Source organism: Methylobacterium sp. Leaf118, from assembly GCF_920984675.1.
Taxonomy (GTDB): domain Bacteria; phylum Pseudomonadota; class Alphaproteobacteria; order Rhizobiales; family Beijerinckiaceae; genus Methylobacterium.
Window position 1 is genome coordinate 74,297 of the sequence record NZ_CAKLBV010000018.1, and the last position, 10,782, is coordinate 85,078.

8 protein-coding genes are annotated in these 10,782 nt (G+C 72.2%); 7 read left to right on the forward strand and 1 reads right to left on the reverse strand.

Features of this window, described 5'->3' with window-relative positions:
* The first annotated feature begins 8 nt into the window (after positions 1 to 8).
* The 3 genes from LW587_RS10320 to LW587_RS10330 are packed head-to-tail and all read left to right on the forward strand — an operon-like array spanning position 9 to position 4,047.
* Complete coding sequence (locus LW587_RS10320) at positions 9 to 614, forward strand: K(+)-transporting ATPase subunit C (protein WP_232629504.1); 606 nt, start codon at positions 9 to 11, stop codon at positions 612 to 614.
* A 14-nt stretch (positions 615 to 628) separates the two neighbouring features.
* Positions 629 to 3,346, forward strand: coding sequence for a sensor histidine kinase (locus tag LW587_RS10325; RefSeq protein WP_232629505.1), 2,718 nt, complete (start codon positions 629 to 631; stop codon positions 3,344 to 3,346).
* Positions 3,343 to 4,047 carry a response regulator gene (locus LW587_RS10330; protein ID WP_232629506.1) on the forward strand — a complete coding sequence of 235 codons (705 nt, stop codon included), beginning with the start codon at positions 3,343 to 3,345 and terminating at the stop codon, positions 4,045 to 4,047. The genes LW587_RS10325 and LW587_RS10330 overlap by 4 nt, the downstream gene beginning before the upstream one ends.
* Positions 4,048 to 4,175: 128 nt before the next feature.
* On the opposite strand, the gene LW587_RS10335 is transcribed toward LW587_RS10330, so the two are convergent.
* Positions 4,176 to 4,400 carry a hypothetical protein gene (locus LW587_RS10335; RefSeq protein WP_232629507.1) on the reverse strand — a complete coding sequence of 75 codons (225 nt, stop codon included), beginning with the start codon at positions 4,398 to 4,400 and terminating at the stop codon, positions 4,176 to 4,178.
* Positions 4,401 to 5,048: 648 nt separating this feature from the next.
* Between LW587_RS10335 and LW587_RS10340 the strand changes: the two genes are divergently transcribed.
* The 4 genes from LW587_RS10340 to LW587_RS10355 all read left to right on the forward strand — a co-directional run.
* Entirely contained in the window at positions 5,049 to 6,446 is a 1,398-nt protein-coding gene (locus tag LW587_RS10340) for a hypothetical protein (RefSeq protein ID WP_232629508.1), read from the forward strand.
* 221 nt (positions 6,447 to 6,667) lie between these two features.
* Positions 6,668 to 7,420 carry a cellulose biosynthesis protein BcsS gene (gene bcsS / locus LW587_RS10345; protein WP_232629509.1) on the forward strand — a complete coding sequence of 251 codons (753 nt, stop codon included), beginning with the start codon at positions 6,668 to 6,670 and terminating at the stop codon, positions 7,418 to 7,420.
* Positions 7,421 to 7,489: 69 nt separating this feature from the next.
* Positions 7,490 to 9,889 (forward strand): UDP-forming cellulose synthase catalytic subunit, encoded by a 2,400-nt coding sequence (bcsA, locus tag LW587_RS10350; protein ID WP_232629510.1) that lies wholly within the window; start codon positions 7,490 to 7,492, stop codon positions 9,887 to 9,889.
* Positions 9,890 to 9,934: 45 nt separating this feature from the next.
* A partial coding sequence (locus tag LW587_RS10355) for a cellulose biosynthesis cyclic di-GMP-binding regulatory protein BcsB (protein ID WP_232629511.1) occupies positions 9,935 to 10,782 on the forward strand: 848 nt, incomplete at its 3' end.

A 10,782-nucleotide genomic window follows, 5' to 3' on the forward strand; every position in this document is an offset into this window, starting at 1 on the left:
CCCCGCCCATGTCGAACCCGCTGCGCCCCGCCCTCGTCCTGCTCGTCGCGCTCACCGCGATCACGGGCCTCGCCTACCCCCTCGCCGTCACCGGGATCGCCGGGGCGATCTTCCCGGCGCAGGCCGCCGGCAGCCTGATCGAGCGCGACGGCCGGATCGTCGGCTCCCGGCTGATCGGCCAGAGCTTCACCGGCGCCGGCTACTTCCACGGCCGGCCCTCGGCCACGACCGCCCCCGACCCTTCCGATGCGAGCCAGACCGTGCCGGCGCCCTACAATGCGGGAAATTCCATGGGCTCGAATCTCGGGCCGACCAGCGCGGCGCTCGCCGCGCGGGTGCAGGGCGATCTGGCCGCGCGGCAGGCCGAGAACCCCGGCGCGCCGGTCCCGGTCGATCTCGTCACCACGAGCGGCTCGGGCCTCGACCCCGACCTCTCGCCCGACGCCGCCCTGTTCCAGGTGCCGCGGGTCGCGCGCGCGCGCCATCTCCCCGAGGACCGGCTGCGCGCGCTCGTCGCCGCCCGGACCGAGGGCCGCCGGCTCGGAATCCTGGGCGAACCCCGCGTCAACGTCCTGGCGTTAAACCTTGCCCTGGACGACCTGTCCGGGCGCTGACGAGGCGACCGACCATGCCGGAGACCGGCCGCGATCCGCGCCGCCCCTCGCCCGACGCCCTGCTCGACGCGGCGCGCCGGGCGGAGCGGACGCGCGGCCGGCTCAAGGTGTTCCTCGGCGCGGCCCCCGGCGTCGGCAAGACCACCGAGATGCTCACCGTCGGGCGGGGCCGGCGCAAGGCCGGGACCGACGTCGTGGTCGGCGTGGTCGAGACGCATGGGCGCGCGGAGACGCAAAGCCTGCTCGACGGCCTCGAGACGATCCCGCGCCGCATTGTGCCCTATCGCGGCACGGTGCTGGAGGAGATGGACCTCGACGCGCTGCTGGCCCGCCGCCCGGCGCTGGCCCTGGTGGACGAACTGGCCCACACCAACGCGCCCGGCTCGCGCCATCCGAAGCGTTACCAGGATGTCGAGGAACTGCTCGATGCCGGCATCGACGTCCTGACCACCCTCAACATCCAGCATGTCGAGAGCCTGAACGACGTCGTCGCCGCCATCACCCGCATCCGGGTGCGCGAGACCGTGCCGGACGGCATCCTCGACCGGGCCGACGACATCGAAGTGGTCGATCTCAACCCCGACGACCTGATCGAGCGGCTCAGGGCCGGCAAGGTCTATGTCCCGACCCATGCCGAGCGCGCGCTGAAGCACTACTTTTCCCGCGGCAACCTCACGGCGCTGCGCGAACTGGCGCTGCGGCGCACCGCCGAGCGGGTCGATGACGAGCTCCTGAGCCACATGCGGGCCCACGCCATCGCCGGCCCCTGGGCGGCGGGGGAGCGCGTGCTGGTCTGCGTCAGCGAGGACCCGCGCGCGGCGGGCCTCGTGCGCTACGCCAAGCGCCTCGCCGACCGCCTGCACGCGCCCTGGACCGCCCTGTCCATCGAGGGGCCGCGCGCCGCCCCCCTCGGCGAGGCCGCCCGCGACCGGCTCGCCGAGACCCTGCGGCTCGCCGACCGCCTCGGGGGCGACGCCGTCACCCTGCCGGGCGGGCGGCGCATCGCCGAGGACATCCTGGCCTATGCCCGGTCCGCCAACGTCACCCATATCGTCCTCGGCAAGGCGACCCGCTCCTGGGCCTTCGAACTGGTGAACGGCTCGGTGGTGCACGACCTCGTGCGCCGCAGCGGCAACATGAGCGTCCATGTGGTGCCCGGCGAGGCCGCGCCGGCCGAGACCGTGCCGCGGCGGGGCGTGGCCACGGCCGCTCCGGCGCCGGCGCGCGACGCCGGCGCCTACGGCCTCGCCCTGCTCATCACGGGGGCGGGCCTGGCGACGGCGTTGCTGTTCCATCCCTATGCCGGCCTCGAGAACGCCGACCTGTTCCTCCTCGCCGCCGTGGTCGGGGTCGCGGTCCGCTTCGGCCTCGGGCCCTCGCTCGTCGCCGTGGTCGCCGCCTCGCTCGCCTACAACTTCTTCTTCCTGCCGCCGGTCTACACCCTTACCATCGCCGACCCGACCAACGTCGCGGCCTTCCTGCTCTTCACCCTCGTCGCCGTGCTGGTCTCGAACCTCGCCGCCCGCGCCCGCTCGATCGCGGTGCTCGCGCAGGGCCGCGCCAAGGCGACGGAGCGGCTGTTCGGCTTCTCGCGAAGACTCTCCGGCTGCGGCACCCTCGACGACGTGCTCTGGGCGACCTCCGCGCAGATCGCCGCGATGCTGCGCGTCCGCGTCGTCGTGCTGCTGCCCGAGGGCAAGGCCGTCACCGTCCGGGCGGGCTACCCGCCGGAGGACCGGCTCGACGCGGCCGACCTGGCGGCGGCGCAATGGGCCTTCGACAACGACCGCCCGGCCGGCCGCGGCGCCGACACGCTGCCCGGCGCGAGGCGCCTGTTCCTGCCGATGCGCACGGGGCGCGGCCCCATCGGGGTGGTCGGCCTCGACGCGGACGGCACCGGGCCGATCCTGACCCCGGAGGGACGGCGCCTCCTCGATGCGCTCGCCGACATGGGCGCCCTCGCCATCGAGCGGGTGCGCCTCGTCGCCGATCTCGACCGGGCCGAGCGCGCCGCCGAGACCGACCGCCTCGCCCGTGCCCTGCTGACCTCGATCAGCCACGACCTGCGCACCCCGCTCGCCTCGGTGCTCGGGGCCGCCAGCACCCTGCGCGACCTCGACGCGGCGCTCGGCCCCGAGGCCAAGGCCGAGTTGCTCGCCACCGTCATCGAGGAATCGGAGCGGCTGAACCGCTTCATCGCCAACCTGCTCGACATGACCCGCCTGGAAGCGGGCGCGGTCGCGCCGAACCTCGCCCCCCACGACGTGGCCGAGACGATCGACACCGCCCTGCGGCGGACCCAGGCGATCCTGGCGGCGCACCGGGTCGCGGTCGAGATCGCCCCCGGCCTGCCGCTGCTGCGCCTCGACCCGGTCCTGTTCGAGCAGGTGCTGGTCAACCTCCTCGACAACGCCGCCAAATACGCCCCCGAAGGCTCGACCGTGACCGTGCGCGCCCGGCGGGACGGCCCGTCGGTGTGCATCGCCGTGCTGGACGAGGGCTTCGGCCTGCCCGAGGCGGAGGTGGAGCGCGTGTTCGACAAGTTCTTCCGGGTCCGCAAGAGTGACCGGGTCCGCGCCGGCACCGGGCTCGGCCTCGCCATCGCGCGCGGTTTCGTCGAGGCGATGGGCGGCACCGTCACCGCGGGCAACCGCCCGGACCGGCTCGGGGCCGCCTTCACCGTGACGCTTCCGGTCCCGCCCCGACCCGCGCCGAGGGAGATCGCCGCATGAGCCCGACCGTCCTCGTCATCGACGACGAGCCGCCGATCCGAAGGCTCCTGCGCATGGGCCTCGCCACGCAGGGCTACGCCATCCTGGAGGCGGGAACCGCGGCCACCGCCCTCGATCTCCTCGGCCGCGAGCGCGCCGACCTCGTCATCCTCGACCTCGGCCTGCCGGACATGCGCGGCCACGATCTGCTGGCCGCGATCCGGGCGCGCCATCCCGGCCTGCCGGTGGTGGTGCTGTCGAGCCGGGACGACGAGGGCGGCAAGGTCGAGGCCCTCGACCTCGGCGCCGACGATTACGTCACCAAGCCCTTCGGCATGGCCGAACTCCTCGCGCGCCTGCGCGCCGCGCTCCGCCACCAGCTCGCGGTCCAGGGCGAGCGCCCGGTCTTCCGCATCGACGGCCTCTCGGTCGATCTGGTCCGGCGCGTGGTGCGGGTGAACGACACCGAGGTGAAGCTGACCCCGCGGGAATACGACTTCCTGCGGGTGCTGGTGCTGCATGCCGGCAAGGTGCTGACCCACGCCCAGCTGATGCAGGCGGTCTCGGTCTCCTCGGACCCGCAATACCTGCGGGTCTATATGCGCCAGCTCCGCCAGAAGCTCGAGGCCGACCCGGTGCGCCCGCGCCTCCTCCTGACGGAAACCGGTGTCGGCTACCGCCTCCGGGCCCCCGACGACGCCCCGGCCGCGCCGCCGCCCTGACGCGCCCGGCGACACGCAGGCTCATACCAAATCCGGTTGATCCCTTCGGGATGGCGGATTTGGGCTTCGCTCAAACGCCGCGCGGGCTTGCCTGATACGGGCTCCGCTTTGATCAAGCGGAGCCCGGATCAGAGGCGCAGCGCGATCCGCTCCCCGGACAAAAGGACCGCGTCCGGCCGGTGGCCGGTCTCGTCCTCGGCGTAGGCGACCGCGTCCTTCCGGCTGCGGAAGAGACCGCCCGCGCGCCCATGGATCTCGAGGGCGACCCAGCGGCCCTCGGGATCCTGGCCGATGATGAACCGGGACGCGGCCGCCGCATCGGCCTGGAGGGCGGTGTCGAGGGGAGGGGACATTCTGAATCAGGGGCTCACGCGGTCCTCGGGGGACCGCGCGCTTAAGCTGGGCCGGCCGGCGTGAGGATTCGAGCGGCACGCGACCCCGATCGCATCAGTGTTGCGTGAGGGCAGCGCGCAGGCGCGGTCCCGGGGGCGCCCGCGGAAGCAGGAGCGAGGTCCGCGACGGCGGCGGCCGGTTGGTCCGGAACCCATCGCGGGCACGGGCCGCGCCGGATTCATGGCAGGCCGGCGCCGGAGACCGGAGCGGCGGAGGCCAGGGTGGAGGGTGCATGCCTCCCAGCACGCCCGGTCCGCGGGCGCGGTGTTACGAGTCTCCCCGTTCGACCGGGAAACCGGTGACGGGGTCCAGGACCAACCCGTCCGAACGCCCCCCGACATCGCGCTATGCGATCCGCGCGTCATCGGTCCCTTCCGTGGGTCGAAGCTTAAAAAAAGCGCAAGAACAAAGGCCGTGTCACGCTCGTGCTTCGGGTTTCAAGCCTGCGCCGCAGGCCGAGCTCACTCTCACGTGAGGATGACCGACCGTATTCGAACAACTCCACGTACCCCCCGCTTAAAGTCTTGTTAACCATTATCGAAAAATGATCTTTCCCGCTGCTTCAGCGATGAAGCTGCCCTCATTGTATCCTCTCGCCCGGCAATCCCGTGAGTCATGGGCTTTTTTCCTCGATCCGCAGCCTGATCGCCTTGCTGCTCGCCCTGGCGACGGGGCTCGGCGGGTTCGTGGTGCTGGGAACCGGCGATGGCAGGACCGGCGACGGGTCGCGGCTCGAAGGCCGAGGCCGCGACAGCGCGGTCGTGATCGCGGAGGGGGTCGAGGACGCGCTCCTGTCGGTCGGACGGGATCTCACCCTCGTCGGGGAAAGCCTGGCCGCTCAGGGGCCGGAGGCCGCCGCGGAGGCCGCCGGCCGCCTCTTCGCCGCATGGCGCCGGCTGCGCCCGGACCATGCCGACATCGTGTTGGCCGATCGCACCGGGCGCGTCCTCGCGGCCTCCGCGCCCCGCCTCGTCGGGGCCGACCTGTCGGGGAGCCCCTGGTTCGCGAAAGCCCTGGTCGGGGGGGTGATCGGAGAGGCGGCGGAGGCGAGCCGGGCGGGCATCGCCGTGCCGCGCAACCTGATCGTGGCGGCGCCCCTGGGGAGCGGTCCCGCCGCCGGCGTCGTCGCGGTCCAGCTCACCCCGGCCTGGGTCGACGCCGTCGTCGCCGCGACCCGGCGAACGCTGCCGGAGGGGGGGCGGGGCCTGTCGGTTCAGGTGCTGAACGGATCGGGACGGGCGCTGCATCGGTCGGGTCCGGAGGTCCACGGTCCGGACATCAGCGCGACGGTGGGCGATGTCCGGAAGGGCGGCGTCGGATGGCTCGTGAGCGTCCGGGTGCCGCCGCCGCCCATGGCGGGGATCCCGGCCCTGGCCCTGCTCGGCACCGTGCTGCTCGTGGCGGGCCTCGGATGGCTCGTCGGCGGCCAGCTCCGACGCAGCCTCGCCTATGCCGCGGGGCTCTGTCGTCCGGACGACGCGCCGCCGCGGCCGGTCTGGTCGCTGACGCGCGACCTGCACGACCTCACGACGCTTCTGCGCGCCACCGTCGCGCTGAGCCTGAGCCGGAAGCGCCTCCTTCAGGAGAAGCGGGCCGCCCTGACCCGCAGCCGCGACCGGATCCGGGCCATTCGGACCCTGTCGGGCTCGAGCTGCTGGGAGATCGATCTCGCCACCGGGCAGGTGGTCTGGACCGACGGGGACGAGGCCGAGAGCGGGGCGGCCCCGGAGCGCGTCTGCGCCCTCGGCGACGTCCTGGCCCATCTCGAGCCCGAGGATCGCGCGGCGATCGGCCAGGCCCTCGCCACGGTCCGGGCGGATCGGGGCGCCGTGCGCGACGTGATCGTGCGGACCCGCGCGGGGACCGAGCGCATCTCGGGCCGCCGGCTGGCGTTCCGCGTCGCGGCGGGGGCTGCCGGCTCGACCCGGCTGTATGCCCTCAGCCGGGAATACCAAGAGCCCCTCCTCGGCGGGCCGCGCGGACTGCCGCGGCAGCTGTCAGCTTGATGCGCGAAACAGCATTCGATGCCTCGTCAGTCGTCATGGCCTGCGCCGACCGATGAATTAATGGACCGAGAGTGGCAATACAGCACACGTTTGTTTGAGCGGCGTGTTGTCGCGGGCGAGACTGGAACGACCCAGCATTTTACGTGACGTTAACTATGTTGATGCCAAATATTGCGGCGCGGTACGAACCGGTCCCGCGCCCGCTTTGAGGGATGAAGAGCGTGGACCAGCGCCTGAAGAAGCTGCCGGCCGTCCTGGGCTGGCTCGCGCTCGCGCCGGGCGGGGCCGGTGCGGCCGATTGGTACACGGGCGCGGAGCGGGAGGTCGCGGGCGAGGAATGGATCGTGGCGGTCGATGCCGGCACGACCGTGACGACGAACAGCTCCGCCTTCGGCACGGTCACGGCCACGATCGCCCCGGTCGCCACCCTGCTCGACAGCGGCCTGCGCGTGCGGCTGCAGGGTGTGGCCGGCACCTATTCCTATCCCGGCGCGGCCGTCGGGCAGACCGTCACCGGCGTGCAGCAGGAGGGGACCGTCCTGCTCGGCTACGAGTGGATCTGGCAGCAGGCCGCCCTCGCGGGCTATGTCGGCATGAACGTGCGCAGCAACGAGCTGTCGATCGTGGACCCGGGCAATCCGGTGGTCGGCACGGGTCTCGGCCTGAAGGTCGCGGCCGACCTCTTCGTCAGCCCCACGGACAACACGATGCTGGCGGTGAACGCGTCCTATTCGTCGCTGTTCAACGCCTATTACGCCCGCGCCCGGGCCGGCTTCGCCGTGGCGCCCGGCGTGTTCATCGGTCCCGAGGTCACGCTTCTCGGCGACAACTTCTTCAACGGCTGGCGGGCGGGCGGCCACGTGACCGGCTTCGCCGTCGGCCCGATGAAGTTCTCGCTCGGGGCGGGCTACGCCTTCGACCGGATCCGCAAGGGCGGATACTACACCAGCGTCGATGGCCGGATCGCCTTCTGAGATCGAACGGGGCGGACCGCTTTGGGCCGCCCTCTCCCTCCTCCGCATCGACTGACTGGGTCCGGCCGGATGCCTCCCTTCCTCGCCCGCGCCATCTGGCTGGCCAGCGCCGCGCTGACCCTGATGCTGCTGTCCCAGCCCCTGGGAACGACCGTGCAGCTCGAGATGAGCCTCGGCGCCATCGTCCTGATGGCCCTGCTGTGGCTGTTCGCGAAGGGGCGGGCCGGCCGGCTGACCTTCCTCGCCGTCGGCAGCCTCGTCGTGCTGCGCTACGTCTACTGGCGCCTGTCGAGCACGCTGCCGCCGGTCGGCGACCCGTTCAACTTCGGCGCGGGCGTGATCCTGATCGGCGCGGAACTCTACTGCTTCTACATCCTGGCGGTCAGCCTCGTGATCAACGCCGCGCCCCTGTCGCGCGCGGCGCCGCCCCAGGAGGAGGACGAGGATTGTCCCACCGTCGACATCTTCGTGCCGAGCTACAACGAGGACCGCCACATCCTCGCGACCACCCTCGCGGCGGCCAAGTCCCTCGACTATCCCGCCGACAAGGTCACCGTCTGGCTGCTCGACGATGGCGGCACCGACCAGAAATGCGCCGACGCCGATCCCCGCAAGGCCGAGGAGGCGTGGGCCCGGCGCAAGGTCCTGCAGGCGCTCTGCGCCGATCTCGGCGTGCGTTACCTGACCCGCCGGCGCAACCTGCACGCCAAGGCGGGCAACCTCAACAACGGCCTCCAGAACTCCGTCGGCGCGATCATCGTGGTCCTCGATGCCGACCACGTGCCCTTCCGCTCGTTCCTGCGGGACACGATCGGCCATTTCAGCGTCGATCCGAAGCTCTTCCTGGTCCAGACGCCGCACGCCTTCCTCAATCCCGATCCGATCGAGCGGAACCTGAACACCTTCGACCGGATGCCGTCGGAGAACGAGATGTTCTACGCGGTGGGCCAGTGCGGGCTCGACAAGTGGAACGGCTCGTTCTTCTGCGGCTCCGCCGCCCTCCTGCGCCGCACCGCCCTCGACGAGGCCGGGGGATTTTCCGGCATCACCATCACCGAGGATTGCGAGACCGCCTTCGAGCTGCATTCCCGCGGCTGGACCAGCCTCTACGTCGACAAGCCCCTGATCGCGGGCCTGCAGCCGGAGACCTTGTCCGACTTCATCGGCCAGCGCTCGCGCTGGTGCCAGGGCATGATGCAGATCATGCTCCTGAAGAACCCCCTCCTCAAAAGCGGCCTCAAGCCGATCCAGCGGCTCTGCTACCTGTCGAGCATGACGTTCTGGTTCTTCCCGCTGCCGCGGCTGATCTTCATGGCAGCGCCTCTGCTGTACATTTTCTTCAACATGAAGATCGTCGTCGCCAACGTCGATGAGGCGATCGCCTATACGGCGACCTACATCATCGTCAATCTGATGATGCAGAACTACCTCTACGGCCGGGTGCGGTGGCCCTTCGTCTCGGAGCTGTACGAGTACGTCCAGGGCCTGTTCCTGATCAAGGCGAGCGCCTCCGTCATCCTCTCGCCGCGCAAGCCGACCTTCAAGGTGACGGCCAAGAACGTCAGCCTGGACCACGATCAGCTGTCGCCCCTGGCGCTGCCCTATGTCCTCGTCTTCGCGCTGCTGTTCCTCGGGGCCGTGGTCTCGGCCTACCGCTACGCCTTCGAGCCCGGCGTCACCGACCTGATGCTGGTGGTCGGCCTGTGGAACCTGTTCAACCTCATCACCGCGGGCGCCGCCCTCGGCGTGGCGGCGGAACGGCGCCAGACCGAGAAGGCCCCGTCCCTGACGGTCGATCGGCCGGCGGTGCTGAACCTCAACGGCATGGCCCTCGACGTCACCGTCGAGCGCATCTCGAGCGCGCGGTGCCGGATCCGCCTGGACGCCGTCCTTCCCATGCGGCGGGCCGGCGACGGCGCCATCGGAACGCTGTCGGCGCTCCCGCAGGCGAACCTGCCGCTGCTCAGCCATGCCCGGACGATCCCGGTGCGGCTGGCCGGCGTCGCGGCGGCCGGCGAGGAATCGGTCTGCGATCTCGTCTTCGAGACCCTCACCCCCGGGAGCTACTTCGCGCTCGCCGACCTGATGTACAGCGATGCGGACGCGATGGTCCGCTTCCAGCAGCGGCGGCGGGGCCACAAGGACCTCGTGTCCGGGACGCTGCAATTCGTCCGCTGGGGCGTCACCGGTCCGATCCGGGCCTTCGCCTGCCTGATGACCCCCGCTCCGAGGACCGAGGTCGAGGAGCCCGCCGCCCGCCCGCGCGCCGCCGAGCGCCCGCGCTCCGGCGATCCGCGCCGGCGGGCCGAGGCGCAGCCCGCCGAGAGCCGCACGCCGCCGCCGGCGGAGGGCGGGCCGGGCTGGCTCCAGCTCATGGTCGAGGCCGAGGGCGCCGCCGAGGGGCCGGACCGCGGTCGCCGCTCGGCGGACCGGACCGATCCGAGCCTGATGCCGACCCGCGCCGGCTGAGCCCCACCCACGCGCCTGTCCTCGAAGTCGAGATCGAGCCCGACAATGCCCGTCCCCCGCTTGCGCCGGCTCGCCGCGCCCCGCCTTTCCCTGCTGACGCTGGCGGGGCTTCTGGCCGCCTCCGCTGAGCCGGCGGTGGCGCAGAGCTTCCTCGGCCGCGGCGCGCCCCAGGTCCTGACCGTCCCGGACGCCTCGGCCCCGGTCCGGCGGCTCGGCCCGGCGGTCGCGGAGCCCGCCCCCGCCCCGCCGCCGCAAGCGGCGACCCTGCCGCATCGCCCGTTCCCGGCCCTCGCGACGGGGCTGCGGCTCGCGGGCGAGGAGAGCAGCCTGCAATGGCCCGTCTACCTGACCGAGGCGCAGGCCCGGGAACGCCTGCGCCTGCGGGTCGGCTATCTGGCGGCGATCTCAGTGGTGCCCGACGCCTCCTACCTCACCGCGACCGTCAACGGCGTCGCCATCGGCCGCAGCGAGATCAAGGCGCCGGGGGCGATCCGCATCCTCGAATTCGACATCCCCGCCGACCTGCTGAAGTCGGGCTACAACGCCGTGGCGATCGCCGGCATCCAGAGGCACCGGGTCGATTGCTCCCTCGACGCCACCTACGAACTCTGGACGCAGATCGATCCGGCCTGGACCGGTCTCGTCGCGCCCCCCGGCGCCGCGGGCGCGGCCTCCCTGCGCGACCTGCCGGCCATCGCCCCCGACGGGCGCGGCGTGGTCCCGATCCGCATCGTCCTGCGCAACCGGCCGGGCTTCGCCAGCTTCGAGCGCCTGATCGGGCTCGCCCAGCGGGTCGCGCTCGCGGGCGGCTTCGCCCAGGCCTCGGTGGAGTTCGCCACCGAGCCGGGGGGGCCGGCGGGCCTGGACATCGTCGTCGGCGGCGCCGGCGAGGG

Excerpts from the sequence above, each read along its gene's own strand:
- LW587_RS10320 (WP_232629504.1), top strand. The coding sequence starts at position 9 with ATGTCGAACCCGCTGCGCCCCGCCCTCGTCCTGCTCGTCGCGCTCACC.
- LW587_RS10325 (WP_232629505.1), top strand. The coding sequence starts at position 629 with ATGCCGGAGACCGGCCGCGATCCGCGCCGCCCCTCGCCCGACGCCCTG.
- LW587_RS10330 (WP_232629506.1), top strand. The coding sequence starts at position 3,343 with ATGAGCCCGACCGTCCTCGTCATCGACGACGAGCCGCCGATCCGAAGG.
- LW587_RS10335 (WP_232629507.1), bottom strand. The coding sequence starts at position 4,400 with ATGTCCCCTCCCCTCGACACCGCCCTCCAGGCCGATGCGGCGGCCGCG.
- bcsA (WP_232629510.1), top strand. The coding sequence starts at position 7,490 with ATGCCTCCCTTCCTCGCCCGCGCCATCTGGCTGGCCAGCGCCGCGCTG.